This window comes from Streptomyces sp. NRRL F-5135, assembly GCF_000719775.1.
In the GTDB taxonomy this organism is placed as follows: domain Bacteria; phylum Actinomycetota; class Actinomycetes; order Streptomycetales; family Streptomycetaceae; genus Streptomyces; species Streptomyces hebeiensis.
The window spans coordinates 40,228-54,910 of sequence record NZ_JOHR01000030.1; the positions used below are offsets into that span (position 1 = coordinate 40,228).

13 protein-coding genes and 1 pseudogene are annotated in these 14,683 nt (G+C 70.3%); 9 read left to right on the plus strand and 5 right to left on the minus strand.

What is annotated here, in order from left to right; all coding sequences use genetic code 11:
- Positions 1–85 precede the first annotated feature (85 nt).
- Entirely contained in the window at positions 86–1,135 is a 1,050-nt protein-coding gene (locus tag IG02_RS0133845; protein WP_199814132.1) for a sugar-binding transcriptional regulator, read from the plus strand.
- Positions 1,136–1,554: 419 nt separating this feature from the next.
- Here the strand turns inward: IG02_RS0133845 and IG02_RS0133850 are convergent, their stop codons facing one another.
- The gene (locus IG02_RS0133850) at positions 1,555–2,658 is read right to left on the minus strand and encodes a helix-turn-helix domain-containing protein (RefSeq protein ID WP_030756942.1); all 1,104 of its coding nucleotides are present in this window, start codon (positions 2,656–2,658) and stop codon (positions 1,555–1,557) included.
- A 558-nt stretch (positions 2,659–3,216) separates the two neighbouring features.
- Here IG02_RS0133850 and IG02_RS0133860 point away from each other — a divergent pair.
- The 3 genes from IG02_RS0133860 (at position 3,217) to IG02_RS0133870 (ending at position 6,256) form a co-directional block, all read left to right on the plus strand.
- On the plus strand, positions 3,217–3,453 hold the full coding sequence (locus IG02_RS0133860) for a hypothetical protein (RefSeq protein ID WP_030756949.1): 237 nt from the start codon (positions 3,217–3,219) through the stop codon (positions 3,451–3,453).
- 199 nt (positions 3,454–3,652) lie between these two features.
- A complete protein-coding gene (locus tag IG02_RS0133865) occupies positions 3,653–5,119 on the plus strand; it encodes a GuaB1 family IMP dehydrogenase-related protein (RefSeq protein ID WP_030756952.1) in 1,467 nt (488 codons plus the stop codon).
- 267 nt (positions 5,120–5,386) lie between these two features.
- Positions 5,387–6,256 carry an RNA polymerase sigma factor SigF gene (locus IG02_RS0133870; RefSeq protein WP_030756955.1) on the plus strand — a complete coding sequence of 290 codons (870 nt, stop codon included), beginning with the start codon at positions 5,387–5,389 and terminating at the stop codon, positions 6,254–6,256.
- Between the two features lie 280 nt (positions 6,257–6,536).
- Here the strand turns inward: IG02_RS0133870 and IG02_RS0133875 are convergent, their stop codons facing one another.
- Positions 6,537–7,466, minus strand: coding sequence for a TIGR03619 family F420-dependent LLM class oxidoreductase (locus IG02_RS0133875; RefSeq protein ID WP_030756958.1), 930 nt, complete (start codon positions 7,464–7,466; stop codon positions 6,537–6,539).
- Between the two features lie 477 nt (positions 7,467–7,943).
- Here IG02_RS0133875 and IG02_RS0133880 point away from each other — a divergent pair, with 477 nt between their 5' ends.
- The 3 genes and pseudogenes from IG02_RS0133880 to IG02_RS0133890 all read left to right on the plus strand — a co-directional run bounded on the left by IG02_RS0133880 (position 7,944) and on the right by IG02_RS0133890 (position 10,110).
- Complete coding sequence (locus IG02_RS0133880; protein ID WP_030756961.1) at positions 7,944–9,329, plus strand: uracil-xanthine permease family protein; 1,386 nt, start codon at positions 7,944–7,946, stop codon at positions 9,327–9,329.
- Positions 9,330–9,332: 3 nt separating this feature from the next.
- Positions 9,333–9,521 (plus strand): annotated as a pseudogene (locus IG02_RS0133885) (RNA methyltransferase); the annotation flags it as partial.
- A gap of 10 nt (positions 9,522–9,531) precedes the next feature.
- Positions 9,532–10,110 (plus strand): dihydrofolate reductase family protein, encoded by a 579-nt coding sequence (locus IG02_RS0133890; protein WP_030756967.1) that lies wholly within the window; start codon positions 9,532–9,534, stop codon positions 10,108–10,110.
- Here IG02_RS0133890 and IG02_RS0133895 read toward each other — a convergent pair.
- The 3 genes from IG02_RS0133895 to IG02_RS0133905 form a co-directional block, all read right to left on the minus strand.
- Positions 10,092–10,802, minus strand: coding sequence for a helix-turn-helix domain-containing protein (locus IG02_RS0133895; RefSeq protein ID WP_030756970.1), 711 nt, complete (start codon positions 10,800–10,802; stop codon positions 10,092–10,094). The genes IG02_RS0133890 and IG02_RS0133895 overlap by 19 nt on opposite strands.
- Before the next feature lie 297 nt (positions 10,803–11,099).
- Positions 11,100–12,272 carry a permease gene (locus IG02_RS0133900; protein ID WP_030756973.1) on the minus strand — a complete coding sequence of 391 codons (1,173 nt, stop codon included), beginning with the start codon at positions 12,270–12,272 and terminating at the stop codon, positions 11,100–11,102.
- 290 nt (positions 12,273–12,562) lie between these two features.
- Positions 12,563–13,303 (minus strand): SDR family oxidoreductase, encoded by a 741-nt coding sequence (locus tag IG02_RS0133905; RefSeq protein WP_030756975.1) that lies wholly within the window; start codon positions 13,301–13,303, stop codon positions 12,563–12,565.
- Between the two features lie 93 nt (positions 13,304–13,396).
- Between IG02_RS0133905 and IG02_RS0133910 the strand changes: the two genes are divergently transcribed.
- Positions 13,397–14,260, plus strand: coding sequence for a LysR family transcriptional regulator (locus IG02_RS0133910; RefSeq protein WP_030756977.1), 864 nt, complete (start codon positions 13,397–13,399; stop codon positions 14,258–14,260).
- A 165-nt stretch (positions 14,261–14,425) separates the two neighbouring features.
- Positions 14,426–14,659 (plus strand): DUF3703 domain-containing protein, encoded by a 234-nt coding sequence (locus IG02_RS40135; RefSeq protein ID WP_037805064.1) that lies wholly within the window; start codon positions 14,426–14,428, stop codon positions 14,657–14,659.
- Positions 14,660–14,683 lie beyond the last annotated feature (24 nt).

Here is a 14,683-nt window from a genome sequence, read left to right on the forward strand (position 1 = left end):
AACGTGAACGCGGCCCCTCGGGGCCGATCAAGGACCGCCGCATCTGACAGGATGCGGTGCGAGTCCACGGTGTGAACAGCAGAGTGTGAACAGCAGTGAGGAGATCGCGGTGTCTGCAATGTCGGCGGGTCGGTCAGCCCTGCGGATGGGACCCGCGGAGCTGGTGCAGGCGGCGGCCATGGCCCGCCGTTTCTACCTGGAGGGCAAGTCCAAGATCCAGATCGCCGAGGAGTTCGGCGTCAGCCGCTTCAAGGTGGCCCGGGTCCTGGAGACGGCCCTGGAACGCGACCTCGTGAGGATCGAGATCAGGGTGCCCGCGGAGCTGGACGCGGAGCGCTCCGACGCGCTGCGCGCCCGCTACGGGCTGCGGCACGCGGTGGTCGTCGAATCGCCCGCCGAGGGCGTGGACGAATCGCCGGACCCGGAGAACCTCGGCGAGGTCGCCGCCGATCTCCTCGGTGAGCTGGTCACCGAGGGCGATGTGCTGGGGCTGGCCTGGGGCCGGTCCACGATTCACATGGCGGCGGCGCTCGACCGGCTGCCGCCGTGCACCGTCGTCCAGCTCACGGGCGTGTACGACGCGGGCACCGCCGAGCGCGGCTCGGTGGAGGCGGTACGCCGTGCCGCCCAGGTGTCCGGGGGAGAGGCGCACCCCATCTACGCCCCGATGCTGCTGCCCGACCCGGCGACGGCCGCCGCGCTGCGCAACCAGACCGGGATCGCGCGCGCCTTCGACTACTTCGACAAGGTCACGGTGGCCGCCGTGTCGATCGGCTCGTGGGAGGCCGGTATCTCCACGGTGCACGACATGCTCACCGAGGAGGAGCGCGGCCACTACGCCACGCTGGGGGTCGCCGCCGAGATGTCCGCGCACCTCTTCGACGCCGAGGGCCGCCGTGTGGGGCGCGACCTGGGCGAACGGTGCATCACGGTCGAGGCCGAGCGGCTGCGGCGGGTTCCGGAGGTGGTGGCGATCGCGGGCGGGCTGCGCAAGGGCGAGGCGATCGGCGCGGTACTGCGGTCGGGGCTGGTCACGAGCCTCGTCACCGACACGGCGGCGGCGGACTTCCTGCTGACGGAGTTCACCCCGGGACCCCGCCCGGCCCTGGAGCGCTGCGACCCCGACGCGGACTGACGGCGGCTCGCCGCCGCGCGCGGGAGCCCGGTGGCGCGCGGCGCCCGGCACGTACCGTCGGCCACGGCGCCGGGTCCCGGGTGATCCGGTGGCCGGACGGCCCGGGGGCGATGCCCGCCGGAGCCGGGGCGACGTGCCGTCCGAACGGCGCGACACCGGTGGGCGCCCTGCCGGTGGCGGGCGGAGCGGCGCCGTTGGACGCCGCCGGCCACTCGTCGGGCGTACGGGCCGGGCCGCGCCGCGCGCGGGATCCGCGCCACCGTACGCGTACGGTCCGGTGCGCCCGGCGGCGTGCCCCGCCCCGAGCCGTCCCCGCCCGGGCCAGGTACCGGGGCGCGGACGCGTACGGCAGTTCTTTCCCAAGAGCACGGGCGTATGTGGCGACATCGCATGCGCTCTCATGGGCTTCCTGCGTGACGTCAGGCCGCAACCTCGTCCACCAGCATTCGCAACGTCAGCGAGTGCTTTTCAGGTGGAAGCGCGTCCATGGCGCCTTGGGCGTACGCCATCCCGCCCGCCTTGTCCCCGGAGCGCGCGAGCATCAGTCCGCGGTGAAGCTCCAGGTGGGTGGCGAACCGCGGAAGTGAAGGGGGGAGTTCGCGGCGTGCGTTCGCCTGTGCTTCGACGGCAAGCCTCTCATCGCCGAGCCTGGCGAACAGCAGGGACAGGAAGACGTTCATCCGCCACCAAGGGACGGCGTAATCGCTTGGCTCGTTGTCCGACCCGGCAGCGTCGAAAATTCTCCGGCCCTGGTCCGCCAGAAGGTACGCCGTGTCTCGGTCCCCGCGAATAGCAGCCACGTGCGCCTTGCCCATGACGGCGTTGAGGAGTCCGAGGGACGGCCGGTCGGAAATCGCCATTGCCTGATCGGCGAGAAGATCTGCCACGCCAAGGGACGCGCCTTCGTAGCCCAGTGCGATGGCCGCGCGGCCACGCACCCATACACGAGTGTTCTCGTCGCTACTCTCGTCGGCGGCACGCGCGGCCGTGCGGTACCAGCCGACGGTCTTCGAGCCGTCCGAGCCGGGGAAGGTCTTGGCATAGAGCGTCATCAGGCGGCTTGCGACCGACCATAGATGCGGGGTATCGAGCTGTTGTTGAACGATGACGAGTTCCCCCGACACGCGGCGCTGAATGTCCGACGCGCCAAGGCTCATGTACTCAGTGCCGTACGTGGAAAGCCGGTCTTCCCACGCGTCGAGTGTCGGTCCGCCATCGAGGCGAGCGGCGAAGCCGGCGGACAGGAGGTCCGACGCGACCACGGGAGCTATCGCAGTAGCGGCAATGTCACTGATGAATGTGCGTCGTTTCACTTCACCCTCAAGAACAGCCAGCGGAACGTCCAGGACTGCGGACAGACACCGGAGGTAGTAGGGCCCGGGTACCGTCCTGCAACGCTCCCAGCGGCTGACGTACTCCCGCTCAAGGGTCGTGCCGAAAGCGTCGTTGATTTCTGACGCTAGCCGCCCCTGGCTCCAACCACGAGCCTGCCGAAGGTCCCTGATCAGTGCTCCCATGGACATGCATCCATCTTGCCCCTACAGGCGCCCCTGCGCGGGCGAACACACAGGCGGGCGTGGGAGCTTGCCACTACTGATGCCCCTACCTCGTCTCACCCGTCGGGCGAAATCCTTCGTAGACGTAAGTGTCCCGGCGCCGCGCGAACGGCCCGGGACGTGGTCAGCGCTATGAGGGAGCGCCAACAATGGAACAGATTAGTCATTCCCGCCAGGTGGAAGACACGGGGCTCCGGGATCACGCCGAGAACCGGAGGCCGGCGCTGGAGGGGGCCGTCAAGACCGCGTACCGCGCGCTGCTGAAGCACATGGAGAAGTGCCGGCCGTGCCGTGAGTACGGCGTGGACTGCCCGACGGCGCGGAGTCTGCGTAGCGTGTGGAAGCGGGCGGCCGTCGCTGCGAACGCACAGGGGCTCGCGTGACGACGTCGATCGCGGGACTGCCCGTCGACATGAGCCGTCGACCGGCACGGCCGGCGCGGCGTCCGGGCGCCTGGATCCCGTTGTGCACCTGCCCGGGGCTGCACGTCCGTGTCTTCCGTCGTCGCGGGAAGGTGGCGGTGCAGTGGACATGACGATTCGCGTCTACCGGGTCGCCTCTGACGGCACCCGGACCGAGACGGTGCCGGACTACCGGGTCGACGGGACAGCGAAGCCGAACCGGAAGCTGGGCTATCCGCGCACCTGCGCATGTCCGATGCACAAGGGCGGACCCATCAATCCGCCGGTCAACGGGCCGGACGCCCCGTGGGCCAACGTCGTATCGTCCTCCCGGAGCCTCGGCGGGCGCCGGACTCCGTAGCGATGATCCCGGCCTGACCCTGGACTCCCGTGCGGCGGGGCGCCCACCTGTCGCACGGGATGAGGGGCGGAGGCGCTTTGCCCGGCATCCTCCGCCCGCCGGCCCCGGACATCGCCACCCCCGTCGGAGGCGCCTGGGGGCCTTTTGCGTGCCGATCCAGGTAAAGCCACTTGCGAGGGATAGCCCGTACCCTGGCCTTATGCGCTTTTTGAGCCCCCAGACCGGGGATACGAGCCCACGTCCTTCGGTGCCGTACGACTTGACGTACGACGACGTCTTCATGGTGCCGAGGCGGTCCGCCGTCGGTTCCCGGCAAGGCGTGGACCTGTCCACCACCGACGGTACGGGCACCACGATCCCGCTCGTGGTCGCGAACATGACCGCCGTCGCGGGGCGCCGCATGGCCGAGACCGTCGCCCGGCGCGGTGGCCTCGTGGTCATACCCCAGGACATTCCGATAGACGTCGTCGCGGAGGTCGTCTCCTGGGTCAAGGCGCGCCATCTCGTCCTCGACACCCCCATCGTCCTGGCCCCGGCCCAGACCGTTGGCGACGCGCTCTCCCTGCTGCCCAAGCGCGCCCACGGCGCGGGGGTCGTGGTCGACGGCGGGAACCGGCCCGTCGGTGTCGTCACCGAGCACGACCTGGCCGGCGTGGACCGCTTCACGCAGCTGTCCGAGGTCATGTCGAAGGACCTGCTGGTGATTCCCGCCGACACGGACCCGCGCGACGCGTTCCTCACCCTGGACAACGCCCATCGCAAGCTCGCCCCGGCCGTCGACGCCGACGGCGCCCTGGTCGGGGTGCTGACCCGCACGGGCGCGCTGCGCGCCACCCTCTACACGCCCGCGACCGACGCCGACGGCCGGCTGCGGATCGCCGCCGCCGTCGGGATCAACGGGGACGTCGCGGGCAAGGCCGCGCAGCTCCTCGAGGCGGGCGTGGACACGCTCGTCGTCGACACCGCGCACGGTCACCAGGAGTCGATGCTCGCCGCGGTCAAGTCCGTCCGCGCGCTCGGCCCCGCGGTGCCGGTCGTCGCGGGCAACGTGGTCGCCGCCGACGGCGTGCGCGACCTGGTCGACGCGGGCGCGGACATCATCAAGGTCGGCGTCGGCCCCGGCGCCATGTGCACCACCCGCATGATGACGGGGGTGGGCCGGCCGCAGTTCTCCGCGGTCCTGGAGTGCGCGGCCGAGGCGCGCAAGTACGGCAAGCACGTCTGGGCCGACGGCGGCGTCCGGCACCCCCGCGACGTGGCCATGGCCCTGGCGGCGGGCGCCTCCAACGTGATGATCGGCTCCTGGTTCGCCGGCACGTACGAGTCTCCCGGCGACCTCCAGCAGTCCGCCGACGGACGGCTGTTCAAGGAATCCTTCGGCATGGCGTCGGCCCGCGCCGTCCGCAACCGTACGAGCGAGGAGTCGGCCTACGACAGGGCGCGCAAGGCGCTGTTCGAGGAGGGCATATCCACGTCCCGGATGTTCCTGGACCCGGAGCGCCCCGGCGTCGAGGACCTGATCGACTCGATCATCGCGGGGCTGCGCTCGGCGTGCACGTACGCCGGCGCCAACACCCTTGAGGAGTTCGCGGAGAACGCGGTCGTCGGCGTTCAGAGCGCCGCCGGTTACGCCGAGGGCCAGCCGCTGCACGCCAGTTGGAGCTGAGCCGCGGCAACGCTGATCCGCGGCAACGCCGCTGGGCCGCGGCAAAGCTGAGCGGGGGCAGGCCACCGCACCGCGGCACACCGTCCCGTCCGGCCACGGCGCGACTCGCGCGTTCCGCGCGGTGGCCGGACGGGAGCCGGGACGGGATCCGCGCGGAGTCCCGGCGAACCGGTGCGAGATCCGCGCGAACTCCCACGCATGTCCCGGGCGGAACCGGGTAGACGGGCTTCCACTGACAGCGGAGCACGCACCAAAGGGGAGGACGAAGTGTCCACGGCGAGCACGGTCCCGACCGAAGACGCGCGGTACGGATCCCAGCAGCGGGCCGAGGCGGCGCAGCTGGATCTCCCTTACGTCGAATGTCCGGCGGAGATGGCGCCCAAGGACGCCCGGGACATCTCCAAGGTCTTCTTCACCCGGCTGGCCGAGCTGGAGGAAGGCACCCACGAGCACAGTTACGTCCGGAACACGCTGATCGAGCTGAATCTGGCCCTGGTCCGCTACGCGGCGGCCCGGTTCCGCAACAGGGCAGACCAGATGGAGGACATCGTCCAGGTCGGCACCATCGGCCTGATCAAGGCGATCGACCGGTTCGAGCTCACGCGGGAGGTGGAGTTCGCGACCTTCGCCGTTCCCTACATCGTCGGTGAGATCAAGCGGTTCTTCAGGGACACCAGCTGGGCCGTGCACGTGCCCCGCCGGCTCCAGGAGCTGCGGATCGACCTGGCCAAGGCGACCGACGAGCTCTCGCACCGGCTCGACCGTGCGCCGACCACGGCCGAACTGGCCGAACACCTCGGCCTGGACGAGGAAGAGGTCATCGAGGGCGTCGTCGCGAGCAACGGCTACACGGCCGGTTCGATCGACATGCCCGCGGACGAGTCGGACCACACGGGTGCGATCGCGGACCGGCTGGGCGCGCCCGACGCGGGACTGGAGACGGCGGAGAACGTCCAGGCGCTGAAGCCGCTGATGGAGGAGCTGGACGAACGGGAGCGGCGCATCCTGCGGATGCGGTTCGGCGACGAGATGACGCAGTCCGAGATCGGTGCGGAGCTGGGGGTGTCGCAGATGCACGTCTCCCGGCTGCTGGCCCGGATCACCGGGCGGCTGCGGGCGGGGCTTCTGGTCGAGTAGCCGAGCAGCGTCACCGCTGGTTCCGCATGTGGTCATCGAGGAACCGGCGTGTTGCCGCGCAGGAGTGCGGCTCCCGGCGGGGTGAGGGTGTCTGGAAGCGGTGCGGGCAGGCTCGCTCAGGCAGATCTCCCACAGTGTGTCCGGTGCTGCCGCGACGCGTGTCCGTGCCAGGTCGGCGTCGGTGAGATGGATCCGGAGCACGCGTTTCCCCCGGCCGTCTGGCCGGGGGGTCTCCGCTGCCGGGCGCCGGCCCGTGTGCACGGGGGCTACGCGCCGCCCGTCACACGCCCGCCGCGCGCGCCGCCGTGTACACCTCGGCCGCCACGTCGATCAGTTCGGCCGCGTCCCGGGTCGTGGTCTGGACGTCCAGCAGGAATCCGGGGACGCCGGACTCCGTGTGCGCCACCAGGTCCTCGACGATCTGGGCCACGCTGCCCTGGAAGGGCTGCCGGCCGTCACCCTCGTACGGCTTCGCGCTGTACCGCGCGTTGACGCGGACACAGGCGTCGAGCGGCCTCGTCCTGCCCCGCTCCTCGGCCAGTTCGCGCAGGTGCCGCCACTCCCGGGTCAGCTCCCGCGCCCCCATGGCCACCGGCATCCAGCCGTCCGCCCGGTCCACCAGCCGGCGCTTGGCGCGCGGGCCGGCGGCGGCGAGGAAGACCGGGATGGGCCGGGCCGGCTTGGGGCCCACCTCGGACGGGGCGATGGTGGTCAGCTCGCCCGTGTACGCGACCGGGTCCGGCCCCCACACGGCCGCGCACACGTCCAGCAGTTCGTCCAGCACCGCGCCGCGCTTGTCGAACGGGGCGACGGAGGCGGCGGCGTACTCGTCGTGCGACCAGCCCGTGCCGAAACCGGCGACCACCCGGCCGCCGCTCGCCGCGTCCAGCGAGGCGAGCGTCCGGGCCAGTTGGAACGGGACGTGCAACGGTGCGACCAGGACGCTGGTGCCGAGCCGGGCCCGTTCGGTGGCCGCCGCGGCCAGCGTCAGGGTGACCAGCGGGTCGGCCACACCGCGGTACGTGTCGGGCCACGGGACGCCCGGCACGCCGAACAGGCCCTGGGTGGCGGGTACGGGGAAGAGGACGCGCTCGAAGACCCACAGACTCTCGTAACCGATCTCTTCCGCGGCGCGCGCCACGGCGGCCACGTCGCGGCCGAGGACGTGGTGCTTCAGCTGCGGAAGACCGAGACCGAGTGTGACCGGCATCACGTGCACTCCTTTGTGGCGGACGGATCGGGGAACCACCGTAAGCACAAAGCTAGTTGAGTCATCAACCTTTTGTGGTGCCGGTGGGGCGGGACCGGCTGGATCCGGCCGCTTCCGTCCTCGCCCGGCGAACGGCCAGGACGGTCGACCGAAGGGGCATGGGCCGGCGCCCGTACGACACATGGCCACCCGGCGGGCGGCCGATCGTAGGCATCGTCTGGGCTCCTCTCATGAGACCCATCTGCCCCCCTGTCACCCCTCCCCGCATCTCGGGGGAACCTCGGGGCGCCTGTGTCGTGCTGACGGGGCGCAGCCGGACCGAGGTCGGTGGGGGATTTTCGAGGCCCAGTGTTGACGGGGGCCCGCCGAGCGCCACACGCAATGCGTCGACTGACTCGGTTTGTCTCGATGAGGGTGTTCGGCTATTAATCACTTCGGCTCCGCGGCGTGCGGGCCATGGGAAAGCGGAGAGTGATCATGGCGGGCGTCGGGTGGAAGCTGCACGGCGATGGCAAGCACCTGCGGCCGGGCGAGGTCGTCAGGCCCGATGAGCGTCTGTCCTGGGGGCGCACCATCGGCTTGGGTGCCCAGCACGTCGTTTCGATGATCGGCGCGTGTTTCGTTGCCCCGATCCTTATGGGCTTGGATCCGAGCCTGGCGCTGATGGCGTCGGGGGTGGCGACGGCGCTGTTTCTGTTGCTGACCCGTGGCCGTATTCCCAGCTACCTGGGTTCATCGCTGTCCTTCGTGGGCGTGTCCGCAGTCATCGCGAGCCAGGGCGGGGATGCCGGCACCTTGACGGGCGCCCTGCTGGTGGTCGGCGCGTGTCTGGCCGGGTGCGGCATCGCCATCCATGTACTGGGCGCCCGGGTGATCCATGCGGTGCTGCCGCCCGCGGTGACCGGCGCGGTGGTCATGCTCATCGGTTTCAACCTGGCCCCCGTGACAGCTTCCACGTACTGGCCCCAGGACCAGTGGACCGCGCTGGCCACCATGTTGTTCACCGGTCTTGCCCTGGTGGTGCTGCGCGGCTTCTGGGCCCGCATCGCGATCTTCCTGGGCCTGGTCTTCGGGTACGGCCTGTCCTGGATCTTCGACAAAACCCTGGGCAAGATTCATTCGGCGGACGGGTCGGGCAAGATCACCGATCACTGGCGGATCGACTTCTCCGGGGTTTCCCATGCTGACTGGATCGGCGTGCCCACCTTCCACGCCCCGAACTTCTCCGCCTCGGCGATCCTGGTCGCCCTGCCCGTCCTGGTGGCGCTCATCGCCGAGAACGCGGGGCACGTCAAGGCGGTCGGTGAGATGACGGGGGATCCGCTGGATGACCAGATGGGCCGGGCCATTGCCGCGGACGGCGCGGCGACCATGCTGTCCACCGCGGTCGGGGGACCCGCGACGACCACGTATGCGGAGAACATCGGTGTGATGGCCGCGACCCGCGTCTACTCCACCGCCGCGTACTGGGCCGCCGCGGGCTTCGCGCTGCTGTTCGGGCTATGCCCGAAGTTCGGCGCCGTCGTCGCGGCCATCCCCGGCGGGGTTCTCGGCGGGATCACGGTGATTCTCTACGGGATGATCGGGCTGCTCGGTGCGCAGATCTGGGTTCGCAACAAGGTCGACTTCTCCCAGCCCCTCAATCTGGTGCCCACCGCAGCCGGCGTCATCATCGGCATCGGCGGTGTCTCGTTGAAGTTCACCGACAACTTCGAATTGTCCGGCATCGCGCTGGGCACCCTCATAGTCCTGACCGGCTACCACGCCCTGCGCTGGCTTTCGAAGGCCGCCGGAACCCAGCAACCTCCCCTCCTGGACGGCGGCACCACCGACTACGACAAGGGCGCCAGCAGCGCCCGATAAACGTCCGGCTCCGGTGACCGCCAGGTCATGCTCACCCCCCGCCCGGGCGGCCGGCTGCCGCTGGTGGAGCTGGACAGGCCGGTGTCCGTGCCGCGGGTGGCGGAGAACGACGGGGGAGTGCACCGGGTGCACGGCCGCGACTTCGTCCGCGAACGCGCCGACGGCCGTACGTACCGCGTGGGCATGGGCGGGAGACAGCACTGTGCGTGACCTGGTCTACACCGGTTTCATGTCGCTCGACGGCGTCGTGGACTCGCCCGGCGGCGGGGCGGGGGAGGAGCACCGCAGCGGCGGCTGGGTGGTCAGGGACCTCGAGTTCGTCCCGGAAGCCTGGTCGCTGAAGGGCGAGGAGCTCGCCGACACGACGGCGCTGATGTTCGGCCGCCGCAGCTACGAGGCGTTCGCGCCGGTCTGGCCCGGCTCGGAGGACCACGCCGACTACAAGGAGCTGCCCAAGTATGTGGTGTCGACCACGCTGTCCGACGACGCCCTCGTCGACGGCTGGGGGCCGACGGCCATCCTGCGCTCGACCGAGGACGTCGCCGCGCTCAAGGAGGGCGAGGGCGGCGCGATCTTCATCCACGGGAGCGCGGAGCTGGCCCGGCGGCTGTTGGACGCGGGCCTGATCGACCGGTACAACCTGCTCGTCTTCCCCGTGCTGCTCGGTGCCGGGAAGAGCGTGTTCGGCCGGGCCGACCGGGACAAGCAGATGCTGATACTGCGGGAGTCGGAGAGCTACTCGAACGGGATCCTGAAGCTGGTCTACGACGTCAAGCGCTGATCCAGGCCGAGGGCGATCGCGCCGCCGGCGCCCTCGCGCAGTTGCCTGGCGGTGCGTCCGACGTAGGAGCGCAGCGCCCGGGCCAGGTGCGGCTCGTCGAAGTATGCGAGCTTGGCGACGACGTCGCCGACCGGGTCGCCGGCCGCCAGCAGCTCCGCCGCCGTGCGGGCCCGCTCGATCTGCCGGACGGCGCCCCGCGTCAGCCCGGTCGCGGCGCGGAACCGGCGTTCGACCGTGCGCCCCGAGACGGCCGGGCGGTGACCCCGCAGCACCTCGGTGACGAGCGGGTCACGGAGCACAATTCCGGCCCGGACGAGACGCTCGACCAGGGCCTCGGCGTCGTCGGGGCCGGGCGTTTCCCAGCGCGCGCCGTCCAGCCGGAACGTCCGGCGCGTGGTGTCGGGGAGCTCGACGCCGCCGTCGACCAGCGCCGGCATGGGCAGAGCCCGCAACGAGGTGCCCACGGCGAACTCGATTCCCGTGAAGGTCGCGCCCTCCGGCACCGGCGCCGTGCCGGTCCGCGTCTCGGGGCCGGTGACGCCCGCGTACGCACGGTCGTCCTGCTCCCAGAACACCAGGCCCCAGCGCACCGCTGCGACGGACGTCATCGCCGTGACCTTCTCGCTCGTGCAGGTCCACACGGTGTCGACCCACGGCACGTCGGACCGGCGCGTCTCGAAGCGCAGTTCCACGGGCGAAGGATACGCCGCGTCAGGCAGCCGCGTTGTGCGTCGGGGTGATGAGGTGAGCACGCAGGCCTCGAGCTGTAACAGGTCTGGCCGGCATGGTTCCACCGTAGAGAAACCCCCCGCCGCGCACCCGCGCTCCTCCAGCCCCGCTGCGGAGCTGTGGGCTTGGTCAAACTCACATGGCAAACGGGCAAGATCACCCGTCAGAGGTCACAAACGCCGGCTCCTGACGGGTAACTTGGCGGCAAGGGAGTTTGACGACCGGCTGATTTCTGCCACTTGTTCTTGAGCGGGGACTCTTCAGTGGCGGGAACGGTTCGGCTTGCCGGGGTCATGGTCGGAGCCGGGTGAACCGCCCATCATGCCCAGCATGTCTCTGCCGCCGGTACGCACGAACCGGGCGACCAGGATGGCGGCCATCAGGAGAAAGGCGATGTTGAGCCAGGTGGTGTAGTTCCAGCTCACCCCACTGTCCGGGACGGTGGCCTGGGCGCGGTCGGGGACCAGGCCGAGGCTGCCGAAGACGAACTCGACGACGTATCCGGCCAGGACCATGGCGGTATAGAAGGTGCCGAGCACGAAGAGGGCCATGCGGACGCCGTAGTACTTCCGGTAGATGTTCAGGATCGGCAGGATCAGCAGGTCGGCGAAGAGGAACGCCACGACCCCGCCGAAGCTGATACCGCCCTTCCACAGCACGACGGCCAGCGGCACGTTGCCCACGGAGCACACGAACGAAGCGATCGCCACCAGCGGCCCGATGAGCGGTCCCCACAGCTTGGACGCGAGCGGGTGGCCGTCAAAGAAGAAGGCACGCCAGAAGGTGTCGGGGACCCAGGCGGCGATGGCGCCGGCGATCAGCAGGCCGGCAGCGAGGTCGCGCAGGATCGCGGCCCATTCCATGACGAAGACGTGGGAGACCGAGGTGAAGCCGTCGCGGGAGATCAGCCGGCGGGTGAAGGGGCCCTGGCGCTGCACGGACATGTCCATCGTGGCGTGTCCCTCCATGGAGCCGGCCACCCCACGTTCGGCCTGTTCGCGGGCGCTGCGGAGCAGCTGGCCGCGCAGGAAGAGGCGGAACAGCACCGCCAGAGCGGTGATCATGACGGCGCCTCCGGCGAACTCGGCCGCGGCGAACTGCCAGCCCATGAGCAGGGCGAGGATCACGCCGAGTTCGACGACGAGGTTGGTGGAGGCGATCTCGAAGGTCATCGCCGCGGTGAAGTCCGCGCCCTTGCGGAACAGGGATCGGGCCAGGGCGACCGCAGCGTAGGAGCAGGACGAGGAGGCGATGCCCAGCCCGGTCGCGGTGGCCAGGGTGCGGGGGCGGTCGTCACCCAGCAGGGAGACGACAGTGGCCTTGCGCACCACGGCCTGGACCACGGCGGACAGGGTGAAGCCCAGGATCAGGGCCCACGTGATCTCCCATGCCATGGAACCGGTGACCGACAAGGCGTGCCAGATCGCATGCATACGCGTCCTCCCTGCTCCGACTGAGGAGGAATCCGCCCAGCTTGGCCGGTCACACTCGTATCGCAGGCGGTCAAGATCATTGCCAGAGGTCAGTGTGCAACCCCGCCGCCCGTCACCGATGAAGCCACACCGCCCCTCTTACGAGGGAGCCCCACGCCACTGGATCCCCACCACGCCACCGCCTGGCTGACGGACGGGAGGCCCGCGGACATCACCTTCGCGCCCTACCGGATTCCCGACGAGGACCGGGATGAGGTTCCCCCGCTGTACGGGGGAACCTCATCCCGGGGTCACCAGGGAATGACACCGTCGTCGTTGAAGAACGAGCCGGTCGGGCCGCCGTCAGGCAGCGTGGCGAGCCGAATCGCTGTGGCCGCGCCCTGCTCGGGAGTGCGGGACCCGTAGAAGCCGTTGAAGTCGGTCGCGACCAGGCCCGGGCAAGCGGCATTGATCAGGATGTTCGTGCCGGCGAACTGCCGAGCGTAATGCACGGTGACGGCGTTGAGGAACGACTTCGTCGGCGAGTAGGCCGCCATGATCGGGCCGACATCGATGTCGGGGTCCGCCTGCCAGGTCAGGGAGCCGACGGAACTGGAGGCGTTGACGACGCGCGGTGATGTCGAGCGCCGCAGCAGCGGCAGCATGGCGTTGGTCACCCGGATGACACCGATGACGTTGGTCTCCACCACCGTACGGACCACGTCGAGGTCGAGCATGGTCGGGTCCTGCCCCCACCCCGGCCCCGTCGGAGGTCCTGAGATGCCGGCGTTGTTGACCAGGGCGTCCAGGCGCCCGGCCTGCCGTTCGATCAATTCCGCGGCATCGGTGACGCTCTGGTCGCTGGTCACGTCCAGCGGCACCCCGAACGCGTCCACCCCGGCGCCGCGCAGCTTCTGGGCGGCGGCCTCGCGCCGGTCCTCATCGCGGGCTCCTACGCCCACGCGGTACCCGAGTGCGCCAAGCCCAGCCGCGATTTCGTACCCGATTCCCTTGTTCGCGCCGGTCACCAGCGCGATCCTCGTTTCGCTCATGCCGTTGATACTCGCTCGCGGACGAGCGGCGCATCCAACACCAATACGGTGCCCTGTCATACCTGGTGGGTATCACTGACGTAGGCTGCGGCCGTGGACACCTTGGAGACTCGCGAGCTGAAATACTTCATGGCCGTTGCCGAGGAACTGCACTTCGGCCGCGCCGCCGAGCGCCTCGGCATGGCCCAGCCGCCGCTGTCCCGGGCGATCCAGCAGCTTGAGCGGCGCCTCGATGTCTGCCTGCTGGAACGCAACCGCCGCGGCGTCTCCCTGACCGGCGCCGGAGAGGTGCTGCTGCGCGAGGGCCGCGCAGCCCTCGACGCGACCACCGCTGCCGTTCGCCGCACCCGTCGCGCCGGTGGCACCGACAGTGCGGGCGGCCACCGCAACCGCCTGGTGCTGGCGGTGAAGGCGGCAGCCTCTCACGAGCTGCTACAGAAGCTCCTCGACGCCTACGCGGTCGAGCCCGATGCCGCCGAGATCGAGGTGCTACCGGGCGGCACGTGCGAGCAGGAAGAAATGCTGCGCGACGGCCGCGCCGATGTGGCGCTCATGCACTCGCCGTACGACTCCCTCGCCGGGTTCGACAGCGAGGAACTGCTGACCGAGGGACAGATCGCCATCCTGCCCGCCGGGCACCCCCTCGCCGCGCACAAGACTTTGTCCCTGGCCGACATCAGCGACATCCCCGACCTTCCGCTTGCCCGCTGGCCCCGCCACGGCACGTACCCACCCGGCCCAGGACCCGAGATCCACGACCAGACGCAACTGGCTCAACTGATCGCCCTCGGACGCACCATGGCCGTCTTCCCGGACTCCGCTCGCGCCTGGCTGTGGGCCGAGCACACCGCCGTCCCCCTGACCGACGCACACCCCATCGTCACCCACATCGCCTGGCCCCCGCACAGCCGCTCCCTGGCCCTCGCCGGGCTGATCCGCACGGCCGCACAGCTATGACCCTCTCCTGCCTTCCCTCTCCGCCATCCCCCTGATGTCACACTGCCGCCGACCCCCGCACCCCACCGCCGCCCGTCCACGGACACCGGACCAGAGCCCGCGCCAGACCGCGTAGGGCACCATCGCGGCTTCCCACATCGCCCGGTACGGCGAGCACTCCGCGCAGTGCCTGCTCACCCAGGCGTTCGTCGCGACCGCGACGTGCGCGAGGCCCTCGGCCAGTTGCTGCGTCTGACCGTGGCCGCTCCCGGTTCGGCGGCCGGGAAGTGGCCGGACGGCAACACCGGCCGCACCCGGGCCGGGCTCACCACCTCCATGCCGGTCCCCGACGACCTCGCCAGTTGTATGCCCCCTGCGCAGAGGGGCTCCTCGTCGACTGTGGTTACCACCGTGAGCTGAACTTCTCGATCACTGTGTGGCCGG

Excerpts from the sequence above, each read along its gene's own strand:
- IG02_RS0133905 (WP_030756975.1), bottom strand. The coding sequence starts at position 13,303 with ATGAGCGAAACGAGGATCGCGCTGGTGACCGGCGCGAACAAGGGAATC.
- IG02_RS0133865 (WP_030756952.1), top strand. The coding sequence starts at position 3,653 with ATGCGCTTTTTGAGCCCCCAGACCGGGGATACGAGCCCACGTCCTTCG.
- IG02_RS0133900 (WP_030756973.1), bottom strand. The coding sequence starts at position 12,272 with ATGCATGCGATCTGGCACGCCTTGTCGGTCACCGGTTCCATGGCATGG.
- IG02_RS0133875 (WP_030756958.1), bottom strand. The coding sequence starts at position 7,466 with ATGCCGGTCACACTCGGTCTCGGTCTTCCGCAGCTGAAGCACCACGTC.
- IG02_RS0133850 (WP_030756942.1), bottom strand. The coding sequence starts at position 2,658 with ATGTCCATGGGAGCACTGATCAGGGACCTTCGGCAGGCTCGTGGTTGG.
- IG02_RS0133880 (WP_030756961.1), top strand. The coding sequence starts at position 7,944 with ATGGCGGGCGTCGGGTGGAAGCTGCACGGCGATGGCAAGCACCTGCGG.